The organism is Paenibacillus sp. 2TAB26 (assembly GCF_052115145.1).
In the GTDB taxonomy this organism is placed as follows: Bacteria; Bacillota; Bacilli; order Paenibacillales; family Paenibacillaceae; genus Pristimantibacillus.
In genome coordinates, this window is sequence record NZ_JBFRGC010000040.1 from 51,550 (window position 1) to 64,168 (window position 12,619).

15 protein-coding genes and 2 pseudogenes are annotated in these 12,619 nt (G+C 39.8%); 4 read left to right on the forward strand and 13 right to left on the reverse strand.

What is annotated here, in order from left to right:
- Window positions 1-187: 187 nt before the first annotated feature.
- Window positions 188-1,600, forward strand: a complete 1,413-nt coding sequence (locus AB4Z50_RS32295; RefSeq protein WP_441885832.1) for a hypothetical protein — start codon at window positions 188-190, stop codon at window positions 1,598-1,600.
- Here the strand turns inward: AB4Z50_RS32295 and AB4Z50_RS32300 are convergent.
- The gene (locus AB4Z50_RS32300; protein WP_441885835.1) at window positions 1,584-2,165 is read right to left on the reverse strand and encodes a hypothetical protein; all 582 of its coding nucleotides are present in this window, start codon (window positions 2,163-2,165) and stop codon (window positions 1,584-1,586) included. The two genes, AB4Z50_RS32295 and AB4Z50_RS32300, sit on opposite strands and share 17 nt — an antisense overlap.
- Window positions 2,166-2,309: 144 nt before the next feature.
- Window positions 2,310-4,532, reverse strand: a complete 2,223-nt coding sequence (locus AB4Z50_RS32305) for an MMPL family transporter (protein ID WP_441885838.1) — start codon at window positions 4,530-4,532, stop codon at window positions 2,310-2,312.
- 133 nt (window positions 4,533-4,665) lie between these two features.
- Here AB4Z50_RS32305 and AB4Z50_RS32310 point away from each other — a divergent pair, with 133 nt between their 5' ends.
- The 3 genes from AB4Z50_RS32310 (at window position 4,666) to AB4Z50_RS32320 (ending at window position 6,077) form a co-directional block, all read left to right on the forward strand.
- A complete protein-coding gene (locus AB4Z50_RS32310) occupies window positions 4,666-5,283 on the forward strand; it encodes a TetR/AcrR family transcriptional regulator (protein ID WP_441885841.1) in 618 nt (205 codons plus the stop codon).
- A 23-nt stretch (window positions 5,284-5,306) separates the two neighbouring features.
- Window positions 5,307-5,597, forward strand: a complete 291-nt coding sequence (locus tag AB4Z50_RS32315; RefSeq protein ID WP_076269299.1) for a DUF3817 domain-containing protein — start codon at window positions 5,307-5,309, stop codon at window positions 5,595-5,597.
- Window positions 5,598-5,720: 123 nt separating this feature from the next.
- Window positions 5,721-6,077, forward strand: a complete 357-nt coding sequence (locus AB4Z50_RS32320; protein WP_441885844.1) for a VOC family protein — start codon at window positions 5,721-5,723, stop codon at window positions 6,075-6,077.
- 139 nt (window positions 6,078-6,216) lie between these two features.
- On the opposite strand, the gene AB4Z50_RS32325 is transcribed toward AB4Z50_RS32320, so the two are convergent.
- The 11 genes and pseudogenes from AB4Z50_RS32325 to AB4Z50_RS32375 all read right to left on the reverse strand — a co-directional run.
- The gene (locus tag AB4Z50_RS32325) at window positions 6,217-6,537 is read right to left on the reverse strand and encodes a hypothetical protein (RefSeq protein WP_441885847.1); all 321 of its coding nucleotides are present in this window, start codon (window positions 6,535-6,537) and stop codon (window positions 6,217-6,219) included.
- The gene (locus tag AB4Z50_RS32330) at window positions 6,534-6,716 is read right to left on the reverse strand and encodes a hypothetical protein (RefSeq protein WP_441885850.1); all 183 of its coding nucleotides are present in this window, start codon (window positions 6,714-6,716) and stop codon (window positions 6,534-6,536) included. Before AB4Z50_RS32330 ends, AB4Z50_RS32325 begins: the two co-directional genes overlap by 4 nt.
- Before the next feature lie 668 nt (window positions 6,717-7,384).
- Window positions 7,385-7,744 (reverse strand): DUF7674 family protein, encoded by a 360-nt coding sequence (locus AB4Z50_RS32335; RefSeq protein WP_441885853.1) that lies wholly within the window; start codon window positions 7,742-7,744, stop codon window positions 7,385-7,387.
- Between the two features lie 287 nt (window positions 7,745-8,031).
- A pseudogene (locus tag AB4Z50_RS32340) lies at window positions 8,032-8,286 on the reverse strand (CPCC family cysteine-rich protein); the annotation flags it as partial.
- Between the two features lie 114 nt (window positions 8,287-8,400).
- The gene (locus tag AB4Z50_RS32345) at window positions 8,401-8,661 is read right to left on the reverse strand and encodes a CDI toxin immunity protein (protein WP_441885855.1); all 261 of its coding nucleotides are present in this window, start codon (window positions 8,659-8,661) and stop codon (window positions 8,401-8,403) included.
- Window positions 8,662-8,736: 75 nt separating this feature from the next.
- Window positions 8,737-9,189 carry a hypothetical protein gene (locus tag AB4Z50_RS32350; RefSeq protein WP_441885858.1) on the reverse strand — a complete coding sequence of 151 codons (453 nt, stop codon included), beginning with the start codon at window positions 9,187-9,189 and terminating at the stop codon, window positions 8,737-8,739.
- 93 nt (window positions 9,190-9,282) lie between these two features.
- Window positions 9,283-9,624 (reverse strand): hypothetical protein, encoded by a 342-nt coding sequence (locus AB4Z50_RS32355; protein WP_441885861.1) that lies wholly within the window; start codon window positions 9,622-9,624, stop codon window positions 9,283-9,285.
- Window positions 9,625-9,880: 256 nt separating this feature from the next.
- The gene (locus AB4Z50_RS32360; RefSeq protein WP_441885864.1) at window positions 9,881-10,399 is read right to left on the reverse strand and encodes a GNAT family N-acetyltransferase; all 519 of its coding nucleotides are present in this window, start codon (window positions 10,397-10,399) and stop codon (window positions 9,881-9,883) included.
- Window positions 10,400-10,564: 165 nt separating this feature from the next.
- Complete coding sequence (locus AB4Z50_RS32365; RefSeq protein WP_441885867.1) at window positions 10,565-10,795, reverse strand: hypothetical protein; 231 nt, start codon at window positions 10,793-10,795, stop codon at window positions 10,565-10,567.
- Between the two features lie 796 nt (window positions 10,796-11,591).
- Window positions 11,592-12,038, reverse strand: a complete 447-nt coding sequence (locus AB4Z50_RS32370; protein ID WP_441885870.1) for a hypothetical protein — start codon at window positions 12,036-12,038, stop codon at window positions 11,592-11,594.
- 149 nt (window positions 12,039-12,187) lie between these two features.
- Window positions 12,188-12,619, reverse strand: a pseudogene (locus AB4Z50_RS32375) (hypothetical protein); the annotation flags it as partial.

Sequence of the window (12,619 nt, forward strand, 5' to 3'; positions counted from 1 at the left end):
TACCACACCCAGATGTCATTAGCATTATGGAGAGCAATATTATCGAAACGCCCCGTTTAATCATAAGCAACCTCCTTGTCATAATCATCCTACTACCGAGATGAACGCCTATTCGAGTTGATGCATACATTACTGTACGATTAACAGCTCATGCTGGTTTCGTGTATGTCACAAGGAGATGATCGAGATGGATATTCATTTATCGGCGATTCACTGGGTTTATTTGACCTTTATTATCGCAATCATTGGATTTATGCTGATGCGACGCGATACAACGCTTATTTGTATTGCCGGAATCTTAGGAATTGGAATACTAGCAACCACATCGGCAAGCGGTTCTGTAAGCGGTATTTTTAACAGCTTTATCTTTGCCATAAAAGAATTGCTGGGAACGATTTTAATTATATCCATCATCGTCGCCATGAGTCGTATCCTTATTCGAACCGGTATAAACGAGATTATGATATCTCCGTTTACCCGTTTTCTTAGAACACCCGCGCTCGCCTTCTGGGGAATCGGCTTAATTATGATGGTAACCTCATTTTTCTTCTGGCCTTCGCCAGCGGTTGCACTCATCGGTGCCGTCTTACTCCCTGTAGCTTTGCGTGTTGGGCTGCCTGCACTCGGAGCAGCAGTCGCGATGAATTTATTCGGACATGGCATCGCCTTGTCTGGTGATTATATCATCCAAGGCGCACCCAAGCTTACTGCGGATGCTGCTGGTATTCCTGTCAGCTCCGTCATGCAGGCCAGCATTCCGTTAGTCATTGTCATGGGGGTTGTCACAACCGTCGCTGCCTACTGGATAATGCGACGTGATCAGAAACTTGGTACATGGCGTGATGGACTTGTCCTTTCAGCCGCAGGGCCAGATCCATCAAACGACCCCAGCTTCGATGCCGACCGGAATGCGCTGTCACTGAGTACAAAGCGCTGGCTCGCAGCACTTATTCCTTTGTTATTCGCACTTGATGTGGCAGCCATGTTCGTGCTTAAGCTTCAAGGCGGTGATGCCACTGCGCTGATTGGCGGAACAGCCATACTCATTATGCTGTTCATTACAATGCTGACACACCGTGGCAAAGGGTTCGAGAAAACGACTAGTTATTTAATTGAAGGCTTCCTATTCGGCTTCAAAGTATTTGGACCGGTTATACCGATTGCGGCTTTCTTTTACTTGGGCGACTCTGGATTTCTGGCCATGTTCGGCGACAAGCTTCCTGAAGCGTCGCACGGAATAGTTAATGACCTCGGCATTGCCCTTGCTCATGTCGTGCCCGTTAATGGAGTTGTTGGCTCGATTACGTTAACAGTAGTCGGAGCAGTGACAGGCCTTGATGGCTCAGGCTTCTCTGGTATCTCGCTTGCAGGCTCGATCGCGCAGCTCTTTGGCCACGCCATAGGCTCCGGGATTGCCACTTTGACGGCTCTTGGTCAAGTTGCTGCAATCTGGGTAGGCGGCGGTACAATCATTCCTTGGGCGCTTATCCCTGCTGCAGCCATTTGCGGGGTAGATCCGTTTGAACTTGCGCGTCGCAATTTAAAACCGGTGCTCATCGGTCTTTGTGTGACAACGATCGTTGCTATGTTCTTGATTTAGATCGCTTTCGTTGACGATAAAATACGGAGATGAGTGATACTACAGCAACACCGCCAAGCCCTATGTACCAGCCTTGTGTTAATGAGCTTTCCGTTTTATGCAAGGGGATCTCCGGCTGCGGAGGCAATGAACCAATACCAAGCAGCTTGATATGTTCATTTGCTTCACTATGCAATAATGTTGCGCTGCAGAGTGCTTGTAGCGATTTTCCAGTTGTTTTTGCATAAACCAAATAACGTTCTCCTTTTTTAAACGTATAGCCGCAGCTGTCTTCGCTTTCAGCCGTTTTCACTTCAAGCGTTGGAGCAACATGTCCTTTCCACACTTCATTGACTTGGAAGCTGGCTTTGACCGCTCTCTCAGAGGAACGAAACAAGGATTGTGAGGATGTTTTAACAGACGTTGCCGTTCCTTCAAACACTGCGTCACTTTTGATTTTGCTCTCCTCCACCGTACCTGGTTGTACGCAAGAACAGGCTTGGACATTCAATGGCATAATCAATAAGCTGCTAATAAAAAATATGAAAATGAATCCAACTGAAAGTCTCTGTTTTTTATTGATCATATCTACTCCCCCAACCTTTTCTCTATAGCAGGTATTTATGCCTTTAGGTTAAGACGGTTTCTTTTGGGAAAATGTTTCATTTTAGCAATGAAAAAGCTGTTTCTCCCGTAGTGGAAGCTACGATCGAAACAGCTTTTTTAGTTGTTATCCTKTTGCCTTTTGCTTGGATTCCTCTATTAGTGATACTTTTACTGGCCAGAACGCTCTCTTGCCTAGTAAAGTCGTAATAGCTGGTACGAGGAATGGACGAACGATAAAGGTATCCATTAACACCCCAATCGCTGTTATGAGGCCAAACTGGACAAGCACTTGGATAGGAAGCGTCGCAAGCACGGCAAACGTAGCTGCAAGAATAAGTCCTGCTGAAGTGATAACGCCGCCCGTTTCGCTTACCCCTTCTTTGATGGCTTGCTTCAGCGGCAGCGTTTTGCTCTTTTTCCAAATGCTTGAGATCATAAATATATTGTAATCTTCGCCAAGCGCAATGAGGAAAACGAATGCATAAAGCGGAATTGCACCTTGAATGGCATCAACGCCCATGATGTAATGCAGGATCACCCAGCCTAAGCCTAGTGCAGCTGCATACGACAGCAATACAGTGCCGATTAAGTATAATGTTGCAGTAATGGATCTTAAATAAGCAAACAGCAGAATCATGATGAGTCCGATAACTAAAGGAATAATGACATTATTATCATGATCCGTCAGCACCTTGGAATCATATTGCGTAGCTGTCTGGCCAGCGATCCATACTTTTTGATCAGCCTCAGCAATGCTGCCATTCGTAAGCGCAGCTTCTGCTGCCGAACGGAGTAACGGAATCGTCTCCATTGCTTCCTGGGAATATGGATTCGTATTCAAGATGACCGTATACGATAGTAAATTAGGGTCTTTAACGCTCGGCTGCGGCTCCTGAACATGATCAACAAGCGGTACAGCAGCAAGCTTTTCTGCTAATTCAGGTACTGCACCATCCGTCGCAGCAACCACTGTAATCGGCGCTAAATCTCCTGGCGTAAATGACTTCGAAATCACTTCAAACCCTTCTCTTGAAGGCATATCCTTTGGAAAAGAAGACAGTAAATCATAAGTAAATTTAATTTGACTGGAGAAGCTTGCGAAAATTCCTAGTATCAATACCGAGGTGATAACGACCATCCACGGCTTCGTTATTACGAGATTTCCAATTTTGGAGCCGAGCTTTTTCTCCGAATTCGGCTTGCGGTACACTTTTCCTTTTTTGTCCGCATGTGCATGCCCCATCGCATCTGTACGCGGGATAAACGGGTAAAAGGAAGCTCTTCCAATAAACGAAAGCAATGCCGGAACCAGCGTCAAACTTGCGATTCCCATAATAAGGATCGATAAACTGAATGGAATTGCGAAGCGATCATAAGCACCGTACTTAGCCGCAAGCAAAGCTAGCAAAGAAAGAACTACCGTAAAGCCGCTCATTGCAATAGCACCTGAGGCGTCCTTGAACGATCGTTTTAGTGCTTTCATTTTGTCACTTTCACGAGTAAGCTCTTGACGGAAATGCGAGATGAAAAATAAACAATAATCAGTACCCGCTCCGAATAAGAGCACAGTCATAATGGATATAGCTTGACCATCCACCGTTATCCAACCTTCACCTGCCATAAAGCCAAGCAATGGTCCTGTAACAGCATAAGCAAATCCAACACCAATTAATGGAATGATAGCAAGAATCGGTGAGCGGTAGATGAGGAGCAGCAAGACTAGTACGATAAGTACTGTTGCGATCATCAGTGATACATCCGCTCCTTTGAACAAATCGGTTGCATCAACCGAAATCCCAACAGGACCGCTGACACGCACGCTTAATTCAGCATCATCATCGATGGGTACGGAAAAAGGTTCTTTACCTGATGCTTCTCCGATGATAGCTTTAATGGACTCAATATTTTCCTTCAAAACTTCAGTTTCTGTTGCTTCACCGAACTGAATCGGCTGAACGAGTGTCGTTCCGTCTTCAGAAGCAAATTTTTGCAAAGCAGGTAAAGGCATTTGATGAAGAGGTATAACCTCGCCTTGCTCTTTCAACGGATTTTCAACAATCTTCTGCGTCGTTTTTTGAATAAGCGCATAATCCGCTTCTGTTAAGCCACCTTCTCGATGCCAGACCACCAATGCTGGAATGCCAGAGGAGCTTGGAAACTTATCTTTTATTAACTCATCAGCGACAACAGACGGGCTGTCAGCCTCTAGGTTTGGAGCATTGCTTACTTCTTTGTCGCCCACAGCTGGCAGAAATACAGTTAGCAGCCCGGCTAATACAATCCACGCAACTAATGTTATCCACCTTGTACGTCGTCCAGCGACCATTCCTGCTAATCTTTCGATCATTTGACAAATCCTCCATTTCACATTACGACTAATATCGTTTAAAATTAACTCAAGCGATAATTTAATTATATATACCGAAAGGTTAATTAATCAATTCATATTTATTACAATTTGATGAATGGAGGGCATGTCGATGAGCGAGGACCAAATAAAACGCAAACCAGGCCGGCCCAAAGGCACAGGTTCAATTCAGACGATGCAGCAAATTTTGCGCACAGCAGCCTTTTTATTTATGGAGCAAGGTTTCGAAAAAGTTTCATTAGAAAGTGTAGCCCAAGCATGCGGGGTTACTAAAGCAAGCGTTTATTATTATTTTAATAATAAAAGCGTTTTGTTCACGGAATGTCTTCAATTTGTTCTAAAGATGGCTTATGATCAAACTTCAAAAATTGTTAGCAGCACTGGGTCGCTGAAGGAAAGAATGCTTGTTGTTGCTGAACGCCATATGAACAATGCTCATGTTGAGTTTGAAACGATGATGCGAGAAGCTTCCAGCGGTTTGACTGAGGAGCAAATTACGAGCATTCGTACGAGCGAGCAAGCGATACACGAATTAATTGGGAGTGTATTTCAGAAGGCAATGGACGAGGGCGAAATCAAACGGGGTGATTCGATGCTGCTTGCTCATATCTTTACGGCCATGTTAACTGTTCGAAATCGTAAAGAAATCATTAATAATGAAAAAACAGTGGAACAAGCCGCGTTCGAAATCGTAGAACTATTGTGGGCAGGACTAGAGCCTCGCTCGTAATCTTATTAATTGGAGGTTTTTTAATGCTTAAAACCGCAATGGGTCGTCTGCGGGTCGTTGGTTTCATCGAAGGGTTATCTTTTCTATTACTGCTTTTAATAGCAATGCCCCTCAAATACTGGGCTGATATTCCAGAACCCGTGACTATTGTAGGCGGACTTCATGGCCTCTTATTCGTTCTTTATATCCTTGCTGTCTTCCATGTATGGATTAAACACCGCTGGTCGATTCTCAAGGCAGCAGCAGCATTTATCGCAGCTTTCCTTCCGTTTGGCACATTTATTCTTGATAAGAAGCTGCTTCGCGATCAATAAGTTAAAGAGGTTATTCCGAGCAATTGGAATAACCTCTTTTTTTGATAATAATGGAAGAAATGATGTGAGCTAGCCCTCAATGCATGATAGAATAAATGTAAAATTAAAGGAGAGTGTTTAACGATGGGTATTATTATGAATAGAGTAGGAGCAATCTTTGTTACGGTTAGCGATATTGAAAAGGCTCGTGAGTGGTATTGCTCCATTCTTGAATTAGAGCCTATCTATGATATCATTGCAGGTCATTTATGCTGTATTCCTTTAGATAACAACGGCCAAAACCTTGTTTTAGACAGTAAAATCTATACAGAAGATACTTATGCAAGAACACCTATTTTTCATTTTAATACGGATGACATCCATGCTGCTTTTCAGTTCATGCGTGATAAGAATGTAGAGCTTGTAAGCGAAATTGAACATGGTCACTTTTTCAGCTTTAAAGACCCCGACGGAAACCTGCTTATGGTTTGTAAATGCTAGAAAAATTTTTCGGTGAGAATAAAGTATTAGATCCATTAATATAAAGCAGCGGCAGACCAAGTCTTGATAAATAAAGTCTTAGACTGCCACTGTTGTCATTAAACTAACGTTACCTGTTAGCTTAATGAAATAAGGTTATTTAGAAGTTTATTGGTGCGTAATAAGCTAGTAATCGTCTTGTCTTTTCTCTATCAATAAACTTTACTACAAACTCTGTATCCATTCCTTCACCTATTATTTCTATAATTTTACCTGTACCATATTTAGGATGTTGAATCTCATCACAGACACCAAGAGATTCAACAAATCGTTTTTTCTCATCAGGAATATCGACTTCATGTTCATTTAAATCCTGCTTTAGGTATTCGGGAGGTTGCGGATATTTATTTTCGTCGTTGTTGTAGTATTCTCCCTCACCTCCTTGAACCCGAGCATCTATTCTATTTGCAATTTCTATCATAATCCGATTACCCTTTCGTCAGCACCACTTAATATAAACCTACCACCTTGATATAGAAAAGGTACTCCCTTATATGTGTCTAAGAGATCAGAAACCTTCTCTAGGTCTTTATCTGTTATAGGATTTTTTTCGCTATATATCCAATGCTCTGCCTTAGTAATATGAAGATCATAACTCATCTAACCACTTCCTTAGAATTTAGTGTATTTGTAACATTCTAGTTGTAAATAAATAATCCCTTCAAGGTACACGTTTCTTACAAGCCTTATTAAACTAAACTCCCTCTATGGAGAATCACTTTTCTCTTAAATGCTCATGTTTTCTAAAATTTTGAACGTTTTCCTTTCGTATAAGACATCCATTGAATGGAACAAGATTGTAGATGGTGTAAAATATGGAGTGAAAAATGTGCAAAAAGCCTCTCCACCCAGACCACTCGATTAAAAAAATGGACTTTTGGAAGATTTATGGTCGCACCTTTAGATCTCCACATCGTCTCATGGAGGTCAACCCTCCCATATCTCACAGAGTCTATGCTCCCACATTCCTTCATTCAACCTGTCCATGAGGTGGAGGTCGGATATTGCTGCCCGTAAGGATCTTCGTCCTTAGTTTAGATGTGACGAAGGAATGAAAGGGCTATGACCAGCCCCGACATGGGAGCGAGAATCGCTAGGGTAAAGTGGAGACGTGGACATATGGAACAATATTGGTGATGAGTATTCACCCTTATTTCCGACTGCCCATCATCATTTCGAGGGAGCTGAAATACGTCCTCAACCCCCAGCGGTAAGTAAATCGGCTAAAAATATTCTGACATCTCGTAAAACTATTGTTAATGAAATTCTCATAATCTCCCCCATTCTCTTTCAGTATTATCCGATGCTTTTCTTGTTTCTTTACCCATATAACTATAAGCAATTTCTAGTATTTCTTTTTCATCCCCAAGCCTCTCTAGAATAGTGCAAGACAAAACTTCTTTAACTAAAGTATCTCCCTTTAATTCCATCCTCTCATAAAATTCAAACAATCGTATTATTAACTCGGTTTCAATATTTTTTCTTAGTAATTCGATCAAAAAATCATTTAAACTACCAAAAAACACATGGTTAAGAACTTCCTCATATAATGCCTCATGTTCAATTAGGTTAAGCCTGAATTTTGGGAAATCATTAACAAATATTTCTGAAAGTTCATTATATTTCAAGCTTACCCCACCCTCTTAACATTCTAATAGCTTGGACTTTAATGGTTTATATCGGTAATATTCATTTTTTTTAGAAATTCATTGAGCACATCCAACGCTTCATCTCGCTGCTTGTAATCCAAAGTACAATATCTAATCATATCTAAGTTGTTATCTACTTGTTTCAACTCTCCTGCGATATCTTCAGGCACTGTTATCCAGGAAAAATTATGTTGCAATTCAGCGATACTGTACGTACCTTCAATAAACTTACGACAAGCAAGCTTAAACTCGTACATACTATCATTAACAGGCGCCCAATCAGGGTTTCTTTTGTCTTGCTCTGTTAGCCTTCTAACATATTGAGTCGCTGTTTTCTCACAAGCACCATACCTCAGATAATTCTTTTGTGCCTCTACCAATGGTATCTTATTGGCTCCAAAATCATATTCGTTCATTTTTTGAAAAGGGTCATCTTCCCAAAAACATACTGGACAGATTTCATAATCTCCGTCACTCTCTATCGTTTTGTAACCGCAACATGGGCATGTATATTTTTTCACATCACACCTCCATTACGATTTTCTCAACCATCAAATACCTAACCTCTAATCGCAGTATACTGCCCTTTAGCTTAGGATAGTGTCTGGTTCTCGAAACCGAGTATTACTTCTCCTTCATGATGAAATTCTATAACAAACCTGATAGGAGAAAAAACGAATTTGTTCCCAATCTATCCGAGCCCAAGAAGTGAATGGATAAGTTTTCTCAATGAAATGATATATCTCTTTGCTCTTATCTTCTGATATAATAGCTGTACCCGCCCCTAGTGCCTCGGTACATACGTCAAACAATACTCCAAATTCAACAACTTCTCTCTTCTTCTGTTGGTTAAGCAACTGTTCAAGTCTCCACGTTCTTCCTTTTACCACATCCACTTTTAGTACCTCACAATGAATTTTAAAAAAGGAGCAACTGCCGCTGCAAACTGCTCCATGATTGTTAAACTATCGTTACCCGTTAGTTGAGCGCCAACTATAACTAAATGAAGGAGGTTTAATACGAGTGAATTCTCTATGTACTAATGCAAATTTGTTATCTGTAAACCACAATGGTTTTGAAAATGTAATCACCTCATTTTCCCCGCGTGGAGTATGCTCTTTCTTAATACATACCTTTACATCGAGGATTTCCAAATCGGATCTTTCATCAAAAAAGCTATCCATCGCTAACTCGTCACCTTCGTCTACATCATAGAACATTGTTGTCGTCGTTCCTTTAATGTGAAGTAAATCGCACTCATCGATTTCCCATTTGAACTTTTCCACAATATTTTGGCATGGATGAGCAAAGTACAACCAACCTTCACCATTGGGGAGGAAAGTAACAATAACATCCTCCATAGCGCCCGGAGCATATAAGTCATCTATGGACCATAAACCAGTAATTCCCATTTCTAAAGACAATGTATTCCCTCCGTATTCGTCGGAATAAGCAATCGGTCATTGACAGGCTCCCTTGCATTTAATTGCGCTATCGTTACCCGTTAGCCTAACGCCTTATTTTTCAGAACCAAGCAATTCTTTAATTTCATCAGCAAGCAATAAAACTTCCCGCCATTCGGACTCACTTTTTACAGACTTGGCATCCCACTTATCGCTATTTTGTAGACTTAGGAATTTCTTTCGTAACTCGGCACTTTGATTCATAATCTGATCATTAATTAAGCCTGCTTCTTTAAGTTTCATCAGGTTAATATTATGTAAAAAAGTTATTGCTCCAATATTAAACTCTTCAAAAATTCTACTTTCGATTTCAGACTCATCTGCAGTTAGCAAACCGCAATCTTCTAGAGAGTCTACGTAATAACTCATAAGTTCATTAACTGATGGATCTTGCATGATAATAGTTTTTACCTCAACCTTCTCTATTTTGCTCTTGACATATCTCACTAAATGAGAAATTCGCTAGGGGATATAAACTATCCTGCCCGTTCGTATTATGAGGTCACCGATAACTCTTAATTACCTAACCAAGTAACCACCACACTAAACTGCCCGTTAGCTTAATAATAAGGCTATGTTTAATTCTAATGTTGATATTTAACCATAAGAAATCACATTGCTGAAAAGGCGGTTCATTGAGCTATCTTACCCTTTAGTTTAAAAATCGCAATCTTAAAATCATTAAGTCTTCATCGAAATACTGTTCATCAAACTTTAATGCATGTGGTTCTATACCGTAAACTTCAAACCCCATCGAGACATATAAGCGTTTTGCTGATTTGTTATTAGACACAACCGTCAAATGAATCTGTTCCAACCCTTCACATTCTTTTGTTGCTCTTTCAATCAAGGCTAATAGAATGGCTTTACCTACCCCCCGTCCTCGAAATAGAGGCTCTACGTACATACCGTAAATGTTTCCTTTATGTGCCGTCTTAAGCCTGTTTTCACGTGAAAAATTGACAATGCCAACTAATATGTTACTGTCGTCAAAACATCCCAATGTAAATTTATCTTTTGTATGGTGTATCCTTTCTATAATGTGCCCCAGTGGTTTAGTTTCTTCTTGCTCATACGTTGATCCAAATGCATCGGGGTCATTTTTCAATGCACGCAACCTTACTTCTCTATACATTTGGGCATCAGAGTCATTCAACAGACGAATGTTCATTAGTCACTTCCGATCATTTATCAAATTGTTCTAAATAAAACTTGCGGATTGATGTAAACTGCCCGTTAGCTCAACGAGGCTGCCGATTCATACCGGCAGCCTCGTCATAGTAAATGTTAAGCTATAGTTCCCCGTTAGTTGAGCAGCGTGGTGATGTTGTTAAATTTAACGAATAAAACTAATCAAGACTGCTACCGCACCCATTAACACTAAAATTAAAAATACAAAGTAGCCAAAGATCTTTAGAGGACGCGGCATTGAATTTAGATCTATTTTTTTCATTGGTCCTCCACCCTCAACACTTTGAATAGAGCGAAGGTTCTCATCGACATAATTATCGTTACTGTACGAATGTTCCTTTTCGGGCTGGGTTTCATGGATGTTGTTTGTGCTCATTCCAAATCCCCTCTCAATTCGGTTTATATGGAATATTATACCACTTTTATAAAACTCATGTAACCCATCGCCACGCTAACCTGCCCGTTAGTTTAACAAAGAAATGGAGCAGCTGCCGCAGCAAACTACTCCATGTTTGTTCAACTATCGTTACCCGTTAGCTTAATGAATCGTCTTCCTCGAACCCCTTTCAATTTCTCTTAAATTATTTTTAATCGTTATATACCTTTGCGATCCTAGCAATAATTCACTATAACAATACATGTATTGTAGGTGATACCTCATATCAAATTTATTTTTGTGATATTTCAATAAATGATCTACATAGTCCGTAAAGAAGAATAAAATATCCTTTGACCGTTTATTGAACTTAATGGTATTCAAATAATTTGATAATTCATTTAGTTTCTTATGAGTATAGACTAAAATACTTTGAATATCTTCTTCCGGTAGCGATTCATACGCTTCTTTTCTTGCTTGCCAATGATCTTCAAAGACTTCTTTATTTTCATGCAAAATGACATGTATTGGTTTGAGTAATTCTAATTCATGTTTAAGTCGTCGAGTCTTGAATAGGTTTCTAATTTTTTGAAATATGTGCCATTCCTCCTGGATAACGTCATAAGAGTCGCTGTACTCAGCAGACTTCCTTCTAATTACGAAGACGAATTTTATTTTTTGCGCATAACTGCCAGTTAGTTTACTAAAAGAGCAGGCAACCTCAGCGCCTGCTCATCCATATGAGTTATTCAACTATCGTTTCCCGTTAGCTCAAACGCACCAGGTAGGTTTATCCTCATTTAGCGTAATTAAATGCCTTATCGACCGCTTTTCCAAGCTCAATTTCCGAAACTTCTTTATTAAAACTTGAGGCATATGATGTATCCTCTAATGGTACATAGGAGTTATCTTTAGATCGTTGCTGAGGTCTTATAATATAGCCTACTTCTGGGTTGGACTGTATGGATAGCATGGTGTACTCCTTAACAAACCTGTTGTAGCTCTTTATGCCTGTCGCTGAATCAAACACAGAACCGTAATCGGCAGGACTGTATTTTTTATTTATAGTTATAGAAAAACATTTTTTCAATGCGGCGCCAATCTCCTCACTGTGAAAGGGAGGATTAAATATGGAGAACTTATTTAATCCAATTCTTATACCATCCTTATTGAATCCCATCGGGAACATAAATATAACTTCTGATTTAACACTTTTAAAAACCGATACCGTATAAATATTCATTCCTTATCCCCTCCGTTAACTATATTCTTTCAATTTGTTCTTTCAATTATCCTGCCCGTTAGCGTAATGAAAAAAGTTAATATTCCTCGTAATGCCCCTCCCGAAGCATGAAGATGGTGTTATAGGAAGTCAGCGCCTTCATCGAGTCCTCATTCAAAAGATGTGAGTCTGTATCCCGAATTTATAAGAGTTTTTTCTATCTCTTTATCTATCTTAGTTTTGGTTGTATAGAAACCAAAAATCTTTAATGTTTTAGGAAGTGGTTCATTGATCAGAGAATTGAAATCAATATCGGTTTTATAAATTCTTATTTGGTTTATTGACCTTAAATTCTCAAGTCCAGTTAAGCTATTTAATTGTTTGCAGTTTAATAATTTCAAATCCATTAGTTTATTAAGATTATTTTGCAAGTTAATTTTGAAAATTTGAATCTGATCTTCTATTAACAAATTGCGAAGTCCCATAAATCGATTCAAACTGTCTAAATCATTTAATCCTCTAACTCTTATTATTTCAAGGGTTTCAATATAATTTTCCTTAATTTCATTTATATTTTCCCTACCACCAAGAATTATTTTAAG

Excerpts from the sequence above, each read along its gene's own strand:
- AB4Z50_RS32295 (WP_441885832.1), top strand. The coding sequence starts at position 188 with ATGGATATTCATTTATCGGCGATTCACTGGGTTTATTTGACCTTTATT.
- AB4Z50_RS32300 (WP_441885835.1), bottom strand. The coding sequence starts at position 2,165 with ATGATCAATAAAAAACAGAGACTTTCAGTTGGATTCATTTTCATATTT.
- AB4Z50_RS32310 (WP_441885841.1), top strand. The coding sequence starts at position 4,666 with ATGAGCGAGGACCAAATAAAACGCAAACCAGGCCGGCCCAAAGGCACA.
- AB4Z50_RS32315 (WP_076269299.1), top strand. The coding sequence starts at position 5,307 with ATGCTTAAAACCGCAATGGGTCGTCTGCGGGTCGTTGGTTTCATCGAA.
- AB4Z50_RS32320 (WP_441885844.1), top strand. The coding sequence starts at position 5,721 with ATGGGTATTATTATGAATAGAGTAGGAGCAATCTTTGTTACGGTTAGC.
- AB4Z50_RS32325 (WP_441885847.1), bottom strand. The coding sequence starts at position 6,537 with ATGATAGAAATTGCAAATAGAATAGATGCTCGGGTTCAAGGAGGTGAG.
- AB4Z50_RS32330 (WP_441885850.1), bottom strand. The coding sequence starts at position 6,716 with ATGAGTTATGATCTTCATATTACTAAGGCAGAGCATTGGATATATAGC.
- AB4Z50_RS32355 (WP_441885861.1), bottom strand. The coding sequence starts at position 9,624 with ATGCAAGATCCATCAGTTAATGAACTTATGAGTTATTACGTAGACTCT.
- AB4Z50_RS32360 (WP_441885864.1), bottom strand. The coding sequence starts at position 10,399 with ATGAACATTCGTCTGTTGAATGACTCTGATGCCCAAATGTATAGAGAA.
- AB4Z50_RS32365 (WP_441885867.1), bottom strand. The coding sequence starts at position 10,795 with ATGAGCACAAACAACATCCATGAAACCCAGCCCGAAAAGGAACATTCG.
- AB4Z50_RS32370 (WP_441885870.1), bottom strand. The coding sequence starts at position 12,038 with ATGAATATTTATACGGTATCGGTTTTTAAAAGTGTTAAATCAGAAGTT.